12 protein-coding genes and 1 pseudogene are annotated in these 14,648 nt (G+C 50.5%); 6 read left to right on the forward strand and 7 right to left on the reverse strand.

Going from position 1 to position 14,648, the window contains the following annotated elements; translation table 11 throughout:
• Window positions 1–492: 492 nt before the first annotated feature.
• From MKY12_RS03855 to MKY12_RS03865, 3 genes are all read right to left on the reverse strand, one after another.
• A complete protein-coding gene (locus MKY12_RS03855) occupies window positions 493–1,482 on the reverse strand; it encodes an aldo/keto reductase (RefSeq protein ID WP_036723221.1) in 990 nt (329 codons plus the stop codon).
• A 95-nt stretch (window positions 1,483–1,577) separates the two neighbouring features.
• Complete coding sequence (locus MKY12_RS03860; RefSeq protein ID WP_036723222.1) at window positions 1,578–2,420, reverse strand: AraC family transcriptional regulator; 843 nt, start codon at window positions 2,418–2,420, stop codon at window positions 1,578–1,580.
• A 161-nt stretch (window positions 2,421–2,581) separates the two neighbouring features.
• The gene (locus MKY12_RS03865) at window positions 2,582–2,893 is read right to left on the reverse strand and encodes a (2Fe-2S) ferredoxin domain-containing protein (protein WP_051477839.1); all 312 of its coding nucleotides are present in this window, start codon (window positions 2,891–2,893) and stop codon (window positions 2,582–2,584) included.
• Between the two features lie 341 nt (window positions 2,894–3,234).
• Between MKY12_RS03865 and MKY12_RS03870 the strand changes: the two are divergent.
• The 4 genes and pseudogenes from MKY12_RS03870 to MKY12_RS03885 all read left to right on the forward strand — a co-directional run.
• Window positions 3,235–3,729 (forward strand): annotated as a pseudogene (locus MKY12_RS03870) (general stress protein); the annotation flags it as partial.
• Between the two features lie 863 nt (window positions 3,730–4,592).
• The gene (locus tag MKY12_RS03875; RefSeq protein WP_339312982.1) at window positions 4,593–4,967 is read left to right on the forward strand and encodes a lactococcin 972 family bacteriocin; all 375 of its coding nucleotides are present in this window, start codon (window positions 4,593–4,595) and stop codon (window positions 4,965–4,967) included.
• A 94-nt stretch (window positions 4,968–5,061) separates the two neighbouring features.
• Window positions 5,062–7,284 (forward strand): DUF1430 domain-containing protein, encoded by a 2,223-nt coding sequence (locus MKY12_RS03880; RefSeq protein ID WP_339312983.1) that lies wholly within the window; start codon window positions 5,062–5,064, stop codon window positions 7,282–7,284.
• 4 nt (window positions 7,285–7,288) lie between these two features.
• Window positions 7,289–7,930, forward strand: coding sequence for an ABC transporter ATP-binding protein (locus MKY12_RS03885; RefSeq protein ID WP_339312984.1), 642 nt, complete (start codon window positions 7,289–7,291; stop codon window positions 7,928–7,930).
• Window positions 7,931–8,018: 88 nt separating this feature from the next.
• Here MKY12_RS03885 and MKY12_RS03890 read toward each other — a convergent pair whose 3' ends face one another.
• Window positions 8,019–8,969 carry an EamA family transporter gene (locus MKY12_RS03890; protein ID WP_339312985.1) on the reverse strand — a complete coding sequence of 317 codons (951 nt, stop codon included), beginning with the start codon at window positions 8,967–8,969 and terminating at the stop codon, window positions 8,019–8,021.
• A 261-nt stretch (window positions 8,970–9,230) separates the two neighbouring features.
• On the opposite strand from MKY12_RS03890, the gene MKY12_RS03895 reads away from it, so the two are divergent.
• Both MKY12_RS03895 and MKY12_RS03900 read left to right on the forward strand, forming a co-directional pair.
• Window positions 9,231–10,655, forward strand: coding sequence for a PLP-dependent aminotransferase family protein (locus MKY12_RS03895; RefSeq protein ID WP_339312986.1), 1,425 nt, complete (start codon window positions 9,231–9,233; stop codon window positions 10,653–10,655).
• Between the two features lie 65 nt (window positions 10,656–10,720).
• On the forward strand, window positions 10,721–11,437 hold the full coding sequence (locus MKY12_RS03900) for a hypothetical protein (RefSeq protein ID WP_339312987.1): 717 nt from the start codon (window positions 10,721–10,723) through the stop codon (window positions 11,435–11,437).
• A gap of 360 nt (window positions 11,438–11,797) precedes the next feature.
• On the opposite strand, the gene cysC is transcribed toward MKY12_RS03900, so the two are convergent.
• The 3 genes from cysC to MKY12_RS03915 are packed head-to-tail and all read right to left on the reverse strand — an operon-like array spanning window position 11,798 to window position 14,582.
• Window positions 11,798–12,358 (reverse strand): adenylyl-sulfate kinase, encoded by a 561-nt coding sequence (cysC, locus tag MKY12_RS03905; protein WP_339312988.1) that lies wholly within the window; start codon window positions 12,356–12,358, stop codon window positions 11,798–11,800.
• Window positions 12,358–13,227: an STM4011 family radical SAM protein gene (locus MKY12_RS03910; RefSeq protein ID WP_339312989.1), complete on the reverse strand. Its 870-nt coding sequence runs from the start codon at window positions 13,225–13,227 to the stop codon at window positions 12,358–12,360. The genes cysC and MKY12_RS03910 overlap by 1 nt, the downstream gene beginning before the upstream one ends.
• Window positions 13,224–14,582, reverse strand: a complete 1,359-nt coding sequence (locus tag MKY12_RS03915; protein ID WP_339314768.1) for an STM4012 family radical SAM protein — start codon at window positions 14,580–14,582, stop codon at window positions 13,224–13,226. The genes MKY12_RS03910 and MKY12_RS03915 overlap by 4 nt, the downstream gene beginning before the upstream one ends.
• Between the last annotated feature and the right edge of the window lie 66 nt (window positions 14,583–14,648).

Here is a 14,648-nt window from a genome sequence, read left to right on the forward strand (position 1 = left end):
GGCCCCCTCTGCTGGAGGACTCAGTGTAACAGATGGAGGAACTCATATTTTGGATGGAGTAAAGAATGCACCCGGGTTGTAGCGAACCATCAGAGATTAGTGTATTCTGTGCAACTAAAAACAATGAAACGGATGGCTTTCCTCTTCTAACTGTATTTTGTACAACTAAATCTGCCACGTTGGGCAAAAATCCAGGTATAGAGACATTTTAATTGCACGAAATACAGCTAAACTAAGATTCGGCGGCACACCGGGCGATTTAGTTGTACAGATTGCAATTAAGCCGATCCCTTACACCCTAATCGGGGCGCGGCAAACCCTCAGCAAGCGATTAGTTAAAGTAATTTTCACAGGTTAAAATCTGATGGTCTACTAGCTAAGGATATTTGCACAAAAAAACAATCCTGCACCACCGCGAGCGGTGGGCAGGATTGCCGTCATAATCTATGATCTGTGATCTGTAGGTTCGGCAGGTGCAGTATCCGCCCCGGCTTATCCGCGCAGAATCGTCTCAATCTGCTCCAGCTCTTCCGCGCTTAGCTCAGGCGCATTCAGTGAAGCTACGGCATCCTCGATCTGGCTGATCTTGCTTGCCCCGATCAGTGCAGAGGTCACCTTGCCGCCGCGCAGTACCCACGATAAGGCGAGCTGGGACATCTTCTGTCCGCGTGCAGCCGCAATCTCGTTCAGCTTGCCAACCTTGGCCAGCACCTCAGGCGTGAGCTCCTTCTCCGAGAGGAAGACACTCGGTCCGGCTGCGCGGGAATCGGCTGCGATGCCGTTCAGGTAGCGGTCCGTCAGAATCCCTTTTTGCAGCGGGGAGAAGGCGATGGTGCCGATGCCCTCTTCCTCCAGCACATCCTGCAGGCCGTCCTCGATCCAGCGCGACATCATCGAATAGTTCGGCTGATGGATCAGGCAAGGCGTGCCCAGGCGGCGGAGAATCTGCGCGGCTTCACGCGCTTCCTCCGGTCTATAGTTCGAGAGGCCCACATACAGCGCCTTGCCCTGGCGTACCAGCAGGTCGAGGGCGGACATGGTTTCTTCCAGCGGCGTATTCGGGTCTGGACGGTGGTGGTAGTAGATGTCTACATAATCCAGCCCCATCCGCTTCAGACTCTGATCCAGACTGGAGACGAGATACTTCTTGGAGCCCCATTCACCGTAAGGGCCGGGCCACATATAGTATCCTGCTTTGCTGGAGATGATCAGCTCATCGCGGTAAGGGGCAAGATCCTTCTTCAGCATCTGCCCGAAGCTCTCTTCGGCAGAGCCGGCGGGCGGACCGTAGTTATTAGCGAGGTCGAAGTGGGTGATTCCTAAGTCAAACGCCCGGCGGACCATAGCGCGGCCGTTCTCAAAGACATCATTGCCGCCGAAATTATGCCACAGCCCGAGGGAGATGGCCGGGAGCAGCAGGCCGCTGCGTCCGGTGCGGTTATATTTCATCGTGTCATAACGTTCAGGATTGGCGATATACATATTGGATTCCTCCTAAATTTAAGTTGTGCGGGACTTCATACCTCCCTAATTGTAGCGGATAAACGCTTTCAATCGTATGTCAGCAAGGATGATTTTTATAGCACAATGTCCGTATCTGCATGGCGGAGCCGGTATTCTTTGGGCGAGCAGCCCTTCACCTTCTTGAACATCCGGGAAAAGAGCAAAGCATCCTGATACCCCACGGATTGCGAGATCTCCCCGATGGTGCAGCCTGTCTCTGTCAGCAGCTCGCAGGCTTTGGACATACGGAATTGGAGCAGATATTGCTGCGGCGGCAAGCCGACCGTCCGCTTGAACAGCGCCGACATATATTTGCGGTCCAGCTTCAGTGAAGCGGACAGACTCTCCATCGTCACATTCTCGGCGTAGTGGGCTTGGAGGTAATGCAGGCACTGCTCCACATAGACACTTCTGCTGCGCGGAGCCGGGCTGTCGGCAGCCGGGACCGTGCGCAGCAGCAGGGCGAAGAACTCATAGAGCATCACCTTCAGCGGCAGGTCCAGCAGCTCCCCGCTGCTTCCCGTCTCCGATAACCTGGCAGACAGCGAGGGCATCAGCACCTGGTCCATCGGGAACACCGGCTGCTCCGGGGTAAGGGAAGTCCGTCCCAGCAGATAACTTGCCTCCTCCCCGGTAAAAGCAATCCAGGAATACAGCCAAGGATCATCCTGATCTGCGGCATAATGCGTGACCACATGCGGATAAGTGAGGAAGGCCTGCCCTGCGTTCAATGTATGGGTGGCTTCACCGACGGTTACCTTGCCGGTTCCGGCGTGAATGAAGTGGACTTTGTACAGGTTGCGTACTCCGGGTCCGAATGAATGACCGGGTGCGCACTGCTCCTGGCCCCAGTAATGCAGGTATAAGTCAGGATTGGCCCGGTGAGGGCGATGGGCGTTATATTTGAATACAGTCATGCGTGCAGCCTCATTTCCTAAAAGGATGATGACACTCCTAATGAACATATACCTCTAGTATACCTCAGAAGGAGGAGGACCGGACAACCGCAAATAGTCCCAGCCCGGGGAGGGGAGGGACTAGGAGTAAAAGGCTGAAGGCAGGCTGGGGCTGCTGGGAATCAGGCTTCCATTTTGAGCATAACCAGCTCTTCTACCGGCTGTCCGTTCACCAGATGCTCCTCCACGATACGGGCCACATTCTCCGTCGTTACATTGTAATACCAGACCCCGTCCGGATACACGATGACAAAAGGGCCGTTGCCGCATAGGCCGAGACAGCTGGTTTTGTTGATTTTGACCGTCTTGTTGATCCCTTGCTCCACTAGTTGCTCTTTGAATTCCTGCATGACATCCAGGACATCCTGGTTATTGCAGTGCTCACTGCAGCAGAAGAGCAGATGTTTCTTGAGTACCTTCAGACGCATATTCATCGCGGTTTCCCCCTGGATTCTATAAGAGTAGCTTACCTGTTATACGAGGAGTATAGTCTCTTTTGGCCGCGCTGTAAGGAGATTGGAGCATTGTTCCCAAAGGCTTAATAACTGTCATCAATTGGAGAATTCAGTGTGATCTAAGCTGACTTCAAATCACTGAATTTGTGGAAAATGTGTCCGGCGGGCAATTTCCTGTTTCATAAATTTTTTTGCGGAACCCGGCTCAAGATCGAAAGTTACCAGTTTCGCGGAGAAGGGTTTGGTTAAGTAAGGGATGTGAAAGTAAAGCGAGAGTCAAACCATTAACAATCTAAATCAGCTACCAGGAGGGAATCGTTATGAATAAGAAAATTGTAGGTGTGTTCCATACAGAGCATGAAGCTTCACGGGCTATTGAAGACTTGAAGGCGCACGGCTTTCTGACAGAGGATATCTCAGTGATAGCGAGAAATAAACGCGATGTGGAAGCGATCAATGATGAGACCGGGACGAAGGTGCCGGAGGGTATGGCATCCGGGGCGGCGACCGGCGGTATCCTTGGTGGTGTGACCGGACTGCTGGCAGGCATCGGCGCTCTGGCGATTCCGGGAATCGGGCCGATTATCGCAGCGGGGCCGATTGCAGCCACCTTAACAGGCGTTGCGGTAGGGGCTGGAACGGGTGGTCTGGTCGGCGGGCTGATCGGACTGGGCATTCCGGAGGATGAAGCTGCGAGCTATGACAACGATGTGGACGAAGGCCGCATTTTGGTCATGGTGGATGCAGATATCTCCCGCGAAAAGGACGTATACACTGTATTCCGCAACCATAATTCGGCGAATGCTGACCGCTATATGAGGGATGCGGGGACTGCCGGAACAGCTGCAGAAATGAATGCTCCTCGGGACTCCGTAACAGATGCGGTGGATGCGGCGTTCAATGGCTCAGGTCTGGAAGGCAGACATGATACCGGGCTGGACACGATGAATTCAGCCACGGAGCATGATCTCCCGGAGCGAAGCGCAGTGGAGGATATGAAACGGCCGGGAATGACAGGAGATCTGTATTCCGGCACGCGTAACGGCATCGATAAGATCCCGGATCATACCGCGGAACGCAGGCTCGCCGATCGGGAGGAACAGCAGGCCCGGGAAGCCGCCAGACAGGAAGAAGCCCGGCCCGGCAGCTTTGTTGATGAGAAGGCGAAGGATAACAGCGAGCTGCTCAGAAACCACGGGCGCACCCGTTAAGCGGCGAATGAACAGCGGGTGACGCATGGGCATAGAATGATGAAAGACAAGGGTTTCCCGAAGTCCTGCCGGACTTTAGGGAAGCCCTTGTTTTGTGATGTGGATCGTAACTGAACCGGGGAATTCGCTATTGTCTGATATAACATGAAATGATGTTTTTGCCCATGATTAGACACCAAAGTATTGAATAACAAAATTTGGTGTGTTAAGCTTGTTGAAAGGAAAAAATGGAATGATATAACATATCATTTCTTTTATTTATAATTTAGTTTTATTGATAATGAAAGGAGGTGAGAAGAACCATGGAAAATATTAGACCGCCGAATATGGAAAAAAGGCTCCTATATACCCCCATATCTTGACCCTGAGAAAGTTTTGGATTGGGTGGGTATCTAAGAACCTATGTAGCATTTTACATTTTAACTTTATCTGTGTAAACTCAAAAATTTATAAGGAGAGGTTCATAAATGATCAAAAAACATACATTAAGTTCAATAGTAATAGCAGGAGTACTTACCTTATCATCACTAACACCAGCCATGGCTGCCAGTGCAAATGGAGCAACAAGCGGTTCTGTAAAATTAACCAATGCAATGATTACTCCGTTTGCAAGTACAAGTGTGGGTGGCGGAACCTGGAACTACGGAACTGAAAAAGTTGGAAATCAAAAGCATGTATGGTCACAATATGACCATTCTGAGTTGTCGCATAAAGCTTCGACCAAATTAGGAAGTGAATCTCATACAAGTGGTTGGAAATATGCAAAAACCACAGCTAAATCCGAGATCTATGGTAACAAAAGCAGCACAGGATATGCATACTGGGATGTTTATAAAAAATAATTGGGATTTAGATAAAAGTCATCATTAAAATGATGTGATATTCCACTTTTGAAATGGAGTATCACACTTTTTTCTTATAAGGAGATTGTTGAACTTGAAAAAAATATCCTTACTATTTCTAGTAGCGGCATTTTTGTTTTCTTATTATACTGCATATCTTCGAACGGATTATGAAGAATTTGAGAAGGTTAAGAATATAGAACAAACCGTGGGCAAGGAATTTGTAATTCCGAATTTACCCGGACTTGCAAGCCCTGAGGAGGTTTACCCGATATTAGCTTCAGCAGCAGAAGCTTCCAAAGTGAATATTTTACGGGCCGGTATTAATTATAAAGAGAACGATGAAGTAGAGATTTTTAAATATATATTGCTGACAGCCAGCACAGATCTTTTTAATCATTTTAAGCTTACCCAGGGAAGATATCTAACACAAGCAGACACCAAACAAACTAATTTCTATTTATCCACAGTTCATTTAGAAGGTAGTCATCAGATTGGTGAAATTAGAGATTTCGGAGATAACAACAGAATCAGCATAAAGCCGTTAAAATCATCTTATGAGATTTTTCCTGTTCAAGGAACATACTATGCAGAAGCAGCTGACGACAAAGCTTTTAATGATTTTATAAACCTATTTGTGGATAAGGCGAATAAGTATTATAACAAAAATGATAGTATTTTTACTGCTGAGGATTTTGTAAAAGATTCAAATGGTGATGAAATGCACATGGTTACCTTTCCCTGGATCACCATTTTAACCTATTTAAGCTATGCCATTTATGGATGTGCAGTAGTTTTACTTATCTATTACTTATTCAATGAGTCCAGAAGAATAGGAATATTGAAAATGCATGGCGTATCAAATATTCGTGTATGGTTTGTGCTGGTAGGAAAACTTATAACCTCTGTGTTTATATTTTCTGTAACCGTTTCATTTCTTCTTGCCCTTTTAGTAAAAAATACATCTTACATATTTATATACACAGTGATTTCAAACCAGCTTAAAGTTTTTCTTCTACTGATCATCCTTTCCCTAGTTTCACATTTGTATATTATGAGGATTAAGATCATTAGTATTATCAAACATTACAAATACACCAATCCTATCTTTGTGTTAAATATGCTTATCAAGATTGGTTGTTCCATCCTTTTGGTCTTAGTAGGACTTTCAACATGGTCGGAATATACATCTATTAATGATAAGCAGCATGAGTTGAAAAATTGGGAGCATAGTAAGGACTACGGAGTACTTTATCCGGTAAACAATGGCTACGACGGAGATAGAATATTTGGAAGGGATTCCTTATTTGAATTAACTTCGCATGATGAGCTTTATTTCTTGCTGAATAAGATGGGGGCTATATTAATAGAAACCCAAAGTTATGAGGAGGATCAGCTTCTTTTAGACAGGAATTGGAAAGGAATACGTTCTATAAAGGCAAACAATAACTACCTGCAAGAGTTTCCGGTTTTTGATATCAATAATGAGGCTGTGCAAATCTCTGAGGATATTAGCGACTGGGTGTTGTTGGTGCCTGAAAAATATCGGGACAAGGAAGAAGAGATTGTAAGTTTCTTTCTACAAATGAGAAAAAATAATATGGGAAATGATCAGGAGTTTTACAAAAAGGTGATTCCTGATCGGATCCAAAATCAAAAAATTGACATCAAGTGGATTAGTAATAATCAAAGGATATTTAGTTTTAATCCGAAAGTATTTCCTTCTGAGAACAATGTGATAGTTGATCCCATTATTGAGGTTGTAACCGAGTCCAACAGTGTGCTCACAGACAGAGATTCCATATTAGGGCGGGGACCGGGAGATCCGTTGAAAATAAAGCTGATGAACAGAGATCCGCTGTTAACGTATAAAACGCTGGAGCCAAAGTTTAAAGAATTGAAAGTGGATGATAATTTAAAACACTTGGTTACGATTGATCAATATATTTTAGAGGAAATTTATCAAAAGCAAAAATCAATGAAGGAAAGCCTCCTTACTATTGTGGGACTGGTGTCAGGGTTCATATTGCTTTCAACTCAGAATATTATAATTTATTTCAACAAAAACCAGCATAAGCTTATAGTTCGAAGATTATTTGGTACAGGGTTTTTCAAAACTTATAAGGAATACGCCATTTTATTCTCACTCGTATGGTTAGTCCAAATAGTGATCTGTGGTGTCATGGATAAAGGAATTGAGCCTAGAATGCTTATAGTTGCAGCTATTCTGCTATTGTTCGATTTTATAGCTTCTTCCGTAGCGATTTTACTCATAGAAAAGAAAAACAAAGTGAAAGTTTTAAAGGGGGGGAATTAAAGATATGAATACTATATGTGAGCTTGTTGATATATGTAAAAAGTATAATAATCATAAAGTCATAGATAATATCAATATGACCGTCTCAAAAGGGGAGATGGTAGCTATTACGGGGAAAAGCGGTTCGGGGAAGACGACCCTATTGAATATCCTTGGGTTACTTGAAAAACCTGATAGCGGCAGGATCAAATTGTTTGACGAGAAAGATCAGAGAATTGGTCCCCTCCGTAGAAACAGGCTTCTCCGGACAAAGATCTCGTATCTGTTTCAAAATTATGCATTAATTGATAATGAAACCGTTGAGTATAACTTGGAAATACCACTTATGTATTCTAATGTAGGAAAGAAAGAAAAACGAAAAATGAAATTGGCTGTACTGGAGCGGATGGGTCTAGAAATTTCACTTAAACAAAAAATACATGAACTTTCGGGTGGAGAGCAGCAAAGGGTTGCTATCGCAAGAATTCTATTAAAACCTTCCGAGATAATATTAGCGGATGAACCTACAGGCTCGTTAGATGCGGAGAATAGAAATGAGATTATGAGGATTCTAAAGGATCTTAATGACGAAGGGAAAACGATTATAATCGTTACTCATGATCAATATGTGACTGAAAAATGCAGTAGAGTTATAAAGCTTGAGTGATGAGGTGAAGCTTGTGAAAATAACAGAACAGCCTGCATCCCTTTAAGTCAGGGTGCAGGCTGTTTGTGTTCGGGGAGAAGCGCAGCAGTTACTCCTGAACCAGGGGTTCAACGCTTGCTTTTGGCAGAACGGGTATTACCGGTTTAGGCTTGAAGAACAGCTGCTTCAGTGCGCCGGCATTCACAAGGATGGTTCCTAATATAATCGTGAACACGCCAAGCAGCGTTACCCAGGTCACGGTCTCGTTATAGAACAGGAAGCCTACCCCGACGGCAATCGGCGGAGAGATATACAGCCAGGTGGATGGAAAAACCGGATTCGTCTTGGAGACAAGCCAGTAGAACAGGGTATGTCCGATCATGGAGCCGACAACGGTCAGGTAGAGCAGGGAACCTGCGGTCTTGAATGACAACAGGAAGGACGGGTGCAGCGGCTCTGTGAACAGGGAGATGATGAACAGCAGCGCCCCGCCGTACATCATCTGGGCAGCGTTCAGAGCCACGGGGGACTCGGCGGAGAAGGTGGTGATTACTTTTTTGGAATAGATCGCCCCCGCCGCGTAGCAGAGTTCCCCAATCAGCACCACCACACAGCCGATCAGCCAGAGCGGAGTAACGTCAGCCGCCAGGCTGGGCAGCACCAGCAGCAGGACTCCAGTGAACCCGATAATACAGCCGAGCAGGGAGTAGGCGGGAGCTTTTTGCCGCAGAACAGCCGTCTGCATCAGCAGAATCATCATCGGTCCGGTGGCTGACAATACGGCAGCAAGCCCGGAGGATACATATTGTTCCGCCCAATAGAGCGCGGCGAAGGTGCCGAAGGTCAGGGCTGCTCCCGTGAGCAGCATTTCCTTTCGCAGCAGCAGGGAGAAGCGGGCTTTGCCCCGCAGAACCATGAACAGGAACAGCACCGCACCCGCCGTGAAAAAACGCAGACCCGCAGAGAAGAATGGCGGCGCTCCGGCGTCTACGCCGATTTTGATGGCCAGGAAGGTAGTGCCGAAGATCAGACAGACAAGTGAATAAGCTAACAGAATCATGGTTCAGTTCCCCTTTGCGGTGGTATTGTGCCACCCTCTTACAAGATTTCAGTTAATCATAGCCTCATAGGCACAGAACAGATTGGAGATAGTAGAACAGTTGCGGGAGGGAATGCTGTACAATAGGGCAAAGAGAAGTTAGCGGCTGGGCGTGCGCGGATGTGTAGAAGTCAGCAAGCGTCATAGGGAGCTGTGTCGAGTGAAGATTGAGCGATGGAGCGGGGGTGACCCCGGTATATGTTGCAGAAAGGCGGCAGGTTGATGAAAAAAATAGCGGGTGCCGAGCAGAATAATCCCTTATTCCGCCAAGTCTATGAGTTCATGCTGAACCGGATGGAGCGCGGGGAGTGGAAGACCGGTGATAAGCTGCCGTCAATCCGGCTGCTGGCGGAGGAGCTGGGGGTTCACCGGCTGACAGTGTTCAAGGCCTACCGTGCGCTGACCGAGAGCGGCAAGCTGTATGTCAAAGACAAATCCGGTTATTATGTGGCCCCGGGCAGCAGGCTGGACCCTACGGTGGACGAAGGGGCGGCAGTACCGGGGTATATGGTCAGGAGCCCGATGTCGGATATTCAGCGGATGCCGGTCACGTACCAGTTCTCTCAGGCCTTGATTGATCCGGGGCTGCTGCCGAACCTGTTCCTGTCCGATTATGTCAAAAAAGTATTCGATCTCTACCCGAAGGTCATGGGCACCTACTCCTCCGTGGAAGGGGATGAAGAGCTGCGTGTTACGCTGAGCAGCCATTTCGAGGAGCGGTATAAGCTCCAGCTGTCGGCCCGCGAGCTGCTGATTACTTCAGGTGCACAACAGGCCATCAATCTGATTGCCGGGATCATGCTCGGCCCGATGGATGCGGTGCTGGTGGAGCGGCCTACGTATAGTGTGGCGCTGGATATTTTTCGGCGGGCAGGGGCGCGGCTGGTAGCTGTGGATATCTCGCCGCAGGGCTATGATCTGGCGGCGGTGGAGGAGCTGATGCGTAAGAATAAGCCGCGGATGTTCTACATCAACCCGTCCCATCATAACCCGACGGGGTATACGATTCCGGCGAAGCAGCGCAAGCTGCTGGTGGAGCTTGCAGAGCGCTACCGCTGTCTGCTCGTGGAGGATGATCCGTTTCGTGACATGTACTTCCTAGAGGAGCCGCCCCCGCCGTTCTTCGCTTATGATACAGAGGGCTGGGTCATGTATATCAGCAGCTTCAGCAAGTATGTGGCCCCCGGCCTACGGATCTGTGCGGTGGCCTGCCGTTATCCGTTCATGGAGCGGCTGATCGCCGCCAAGTCCTTGGCGGATAACGGGACGCCCCTGCTGAATCAGAAGATTTTCCTGCATTATTACACCTCGCCGCGCTTACAGCAGCATCTCGGCAAGCTGCGGATTGCCCTTCAGGTGCACAAGGAGATTATGGAGGAGGAGCTTGCGGCCACCGGCTGGGAATGGACCACCCCGCAGGGCGGGCTTAATCTGTGGGTCAAGCTGCCGGACAGTATTCCGGTAGCTAAGCTGCTGGCCCGTTGCCTGGAGCAATCCATCTCCTTCGTTCCCGGTGAGCTCTGCGATCCGCTGGGGGAGATGAAGTCCTGGCTGCGTCTCAGCTACTCGTTCGCCAGTGAAGCCTTGCTGCGCGAGGGAATGCAGCGGCTCACCGCCATTGCGCGGGAGATTGAGGCGGGGGAATAGATGGCGGGCGTGTGTAACCTTTCTCTGGAAATTTCCGTCTGAGGGTTATGAGGAGCGTGATATTGATGGTTACGAGAAGGAAAATACGGAGCGCCTGTCTGATGACTCTCTGTACGCTGATTGTCTTCATGACACTGCTGACTGTACGCCCGCAGGTAACCTATGCCTGTTCTTGCGTAGTGTCTCCTTCACCGCTGGAAGCAATGGAGAAAAGTGCAGCTGTTTTTGAGGGAACAGTAGTTTCGATTAAAGAGGAAGTTAAGCCGATACAGTCCAGTATGGACCCGGTGTCAGTAACCTTTCAAGTGGGAGCCCGGTGGAAGGGTGAATTGGGGGAGAAGGTTACTGTAACTACGGCATCGTCGGGGGCGAGCTGCGGGTTCGAGTTCACCAAGGGGGAACGCTACATCGTGTATGCAGGCGGAGAGGAAGGAGAAGGTAAGGGAGGGACAACTAAACTTACAGTCAGCTTGTGCAGCCGGACCGCATTATTCTCTGGTGCCCAAGAGGATCTGAATGAGCTTGGCGCAGGGATGTCAGGGGGATCGCCCACGGAACCGCCCGGGATCGCTGATGATCCAGGGGCAGTCTCTGGTAACAACCCAACCTCAGCAAACCCTCCAGTTTCTGAAAATAACTCAACAACTGAAAATAATCCAACGGCCGTGCCTGAAACAAACTCTGCAGCTTGGCTGATTTACGCTGGAGCAGGTGCCGGAATCGTAGTCCTTGGAGCCGCCGCAGTGATTCTCCTGCGCCGCCAATCTAACTCGCGCAAATAATCTGGAGTGGATTTATAAGACGGAACTACCTACACTATTGTATTGGGTTTTTCACATACAATTTGTCCCAATGTGCCCCTGAATGCAGCGGATGCTGGCTAAACGAGCGAATGAGGTGCATTAGTGCCCCTGAATGCAGCAGATGCGCGCTAAACGAGTGAATGAGGTGCACAAGTGCCCCTGAATTCACCCGGATGCGGCCTAAATGAGCGAATGAGGGGCACAAGTGCCCCTGAATTCCCCAGATGCGCACTAAACGAGCAAATGAGGTGCATTAGTGCGCTTGAATTCCCCGGATACACGCTAAATAAACAAAGGAGGGGCATAATGCCCCTCCTTATTCTGTATGCTCCTATTCCATCACAGCCGATAAAGCCGATGCTCTGTGAGCCAGCTGATCAGCTCTTCCATGCACTGTTCAGGTGTACGCTCCGCTGTGTGCAGCGTTAGTTCCGGGTCAGCCGGAGCTTCATAAGGGTCTGAGATCCCGGTGAAGGCCGGAAGCTCACCGGAGCGGGCCTTGGCGTACAGCCCTTTGACATCCCTTGCTTCACAGACGGGAAGCGGGCAGTCCACATAGACCTCGACGAAGCCCGGCAATTCCTGCCGGGCATAGCTGCGCATCTCAGCATAAGGACTGATTACCGAGACCACGGTAATCACGCCATGCCGGTTCAGCATCCCGGCGAGGTAGACGGCCTGGCGGATGTTCTCGAACCGGTCCTCACGGCTGAAGCCGAGTCCACGGCCCAAGCTGCGCCGCAGTTCATCGCCGTCCAGCCATTCCACCGCCTGCCCCTGTTCCCGGAGCCGGTCTGTCAGCAGCGCGGCAAGCGTAGACTTGCCCGCTCCCGACAGACCGGTAAGCCAAATCGTTAACCCGGCAGAGGTCTTGTGTGCTTGTAGCTTACCAGTAGTCATTACTCTGTCCTCCCTGCGCCGTAAGGAATCCGCTCCAGCAGGCCGGAGCCGTAGATCTGCTCCAGGCCAAGCTCCGGCATATGAATATAGCCGATATAGCAGTCACAGACCTTCATGCGGCAGCTCCGCCGGGCAGCGAGCCCCTCCAGTCCGTCACGGTAGAGGTTGCCGATGACCGCGCGGTCCTTATAGCAGCGCTTCACCAGGCCGGGTCCTTGCACATAGAATACGCTGCTGCCGGCATTACAGCTGGCGCCGAGGCTGTCGTAGTCCATGGCATTAATCTGGAAATGCGGGTCTATCCCGCTCAGGAAGCTAATATCCTCCGCCGTATAATAATCCCGCTTGTCCTTGTAGGCGTTAACCCACAGATACACGTCCTCCGGCAAGGCCGCACGCAGCGAGGAGATAGCCGGGAAGGCACTATGCACCCCCACACTGCCTACGCTAAAAGGAATCCCCCGGCGGTATACGCTCATACACTGCGCCAGGAACCGCTCCTCACTGACCTGACCCGGATGATAGGTTGCCCAGAAGGCTGCCTTGGCCGGGTTCAGTTCAGCGGTGAAATCAAGCCGGGCAGACAGATTGGTCTGGATGGCGACCTTATCCACATGCTCCATATGGGACAGCGTGATCAGCGCATCCCGGTACCAGCGGTGCGTCAAGCCCTCGCCATACGGATTGAAAAAAATAGACAGGCGGTGGCCTGCAGCCCCCTGCTCCGCTACCCAGCGGACGAAGGTCTCAAGACCTGCGCGGTCTTTGGCGAGGGTGGCGGCGCTGTCTTTGGTTTTGCCGAAGGGGCAGTATGGGCAGTCATAATTACAGGAGGAGAGGGAACCCCGGTAGTAGAGGACTGCCTTCATGGCAGGACGAAATCCTTCATCTGCTCGCGGATTGCGCCGGAGATGAACCAGTCACCGATGGAATCGGAGTAGCCCAGCCCATCAGGAGTCAGCCGCAGAATGCCCTCATCATCCGTGGCGAACCCGCTCTGTACCAAGAGGCCAAGCTCGGGGTGATCCTCCCATAGGGTGGTCCCGAACCGCTGGTTATAGTCCGCAATTGTCAGTCCTTCGCTGTGCAGGATTGCTTTTAGAATGAACCGCCGTTTCTGCTCGTCCAGGCTCAGCACGATGCCATAATCGGCTGTATCATAACGCTCGGCTGCAACATAATCCGCGATAATGCTCTCCGTGGCCTTGCGGCTGACGCCATAGCGGGAGGCATAATGAACATTCCGGGTATAGGAACGCGCGCCGCAGCCGAGGCCGACCATCCCTTCCTCCTGGCAGCTGTAGTCGAGAATATTCTTGCCGGTCCCGGCATCCTCCTTGGCGAACCGGCGCATAGAGTATTGGCGATAGCCACGCTCTGCCAGCACTGCACGTGCCGCTTCATAGCATTCGTGACGGATATCCAGCTGGTTCACCAGGTCGCCCGGCTTCACAATCGTATGCTCACGGGTGTAGAGCGGATAGAGGAAGATTTCCTCCGGTTCATGCAATAGCGCCTGGTTCAGCGAATAGAGCCAGGAGTCCACCGTCTGCCCCGGGAGTCCGTAGATCAGATCCAGATTGAGAATGGGAAAATCAAACTGCCCCAGCAGCTCCAGCGCACGGTAGACCACCTCGGGGTCCTGCGGGCGGTAGATCGCAGCCGACTCGGCGGCTACGAAGCTCTGGATGCCCATACTGACGCGGTCCACGGTATGCTCCTTCAGAATCGTCAGCTTTTCCTCCGTCAGTGTCTCGGGTGAGGTCTCCACGGAGATGGAGGTGGTCCCAAGATCCACTCCCATGATATCCGTAGCAATCCTGAACAGCCGGTTCAGTTGCGCAGGAGCAAGAAGACTGGGCGTTCCGCCGCCGATGGCGAAGCGCGCATAAGGCTTGTGACGGGTGAAGGCTGCCCACTGCCGGGCCTGCCGTTCCAGCGCATCCACGTATTCGGCGTGTACATTCGCTCTTTTATCAGGCAGCGTGAACAGGTTGCAGAAGCCGCAGCGCGCGCCGCAGAACGGAATATGCATATATAAGAAAAAACTCTCCGCAGGCTCATCCCGCCACAGCTCCTCTAAAGGAAGGGGGGACGCGAACTCGCGGTAAGCGGTTTTGTGCGGATAGGAATAGAGATAATTGCGGTAAGGATGGGCGGTGATCTGCTCCGTCCATTGCTGAAGCTCCCCAGCGGAGAAGGGAGGGTGTCCGTCTTGGTTCATGTGATGCAGCGATTGCCGGATGGACGTCATACGTTCTCCTTCCTTGTGCGGGATCGAATTTCAGTT

This window comes from Paenibacillus sp. FSL M7-0896 (assembly GCF_037975415.1).
Lineage (GTDB): Bacteria > Bacillota > Bacilli > Paenibacillales > Paenibacillaceae > Paenibacillus_AQ > Paenibacillus_AQ silagei.

Coding starts and splice junctions, on each gene's coding strand:
- MKY12_RS03885 (WP_339312984.1), top strand. CDS start 7,289: ATGAATACTATATGTGAGCTTGTTGATATATGTAAAAAGTATAATAAT.
- cysC (WP_339312988.1), bottom strand. CDS start 12,358: ATGACTACTGGTAAGCTACAAGCACACAAGACCTCTGCCGGGTTAACG.
- MKY12_RS03895 (WP_339312986.1), top strand. CDS start 9,231: ATGAAAAAAATAGCGGGTGCCGAGCAGAATAATCCCTTATTCCGCCAA.
- MKY12_RS03865 (WP_051477839.1), bottom strand. CDS start 2,893: ATGAATATGCGTCTGAAGGTACTCAAGAAACATCTGCTCTTCTGCTGC.
- MKY12_RS03900 (WP_339312987.1), top strand. CDS start 10,721: ATGGTTACGAGAAGGAAAATACGGAGCGCCTGTCTGATGACTCTCTGT.
- MKY12_RS03875 (WP_339312982.1), top strand. CDS start 4,593: ATGATCAAAAAACATACATTAAGTTCAATAGTAATAGCAGGAGTACTT.
- MKY12_RS03915 (WP_339314768.1), bottom strand. CDS start 14,582: ATGAACCAAGACGGACACCCTCCCTTCTCCGCTGGGGAGCTTCAGCAA.
- MKY12_RS03855 (WP_036723221.1), bottom strand. CDS start 1,482: ATGTATATCGCCAATCCTGAACGTTATGACACGATGAAATATAACCGC.
- MKY12_RS03860 (WP_036723222.1), bottom strand. CDS start 2,420: ATGACTGTATTCAAATATAACGCCCATCGCCCTCACCGGGCCAATCCT.
- MKY12_RS03890 (WP_339312985.1), bottom strand. CDS start 8,969: ATGATTCTGTTAGCTTATTCACTTGTCTGTCTGATCTTCGGCACTACC.
- MKY12_RS03910 (WP_339312989.1), bottom strand. CDS start 13,227: ATGAAGGCAGTCCTCTACTACCGGGGTTCCCTCTCCTCCTGTAATTAT.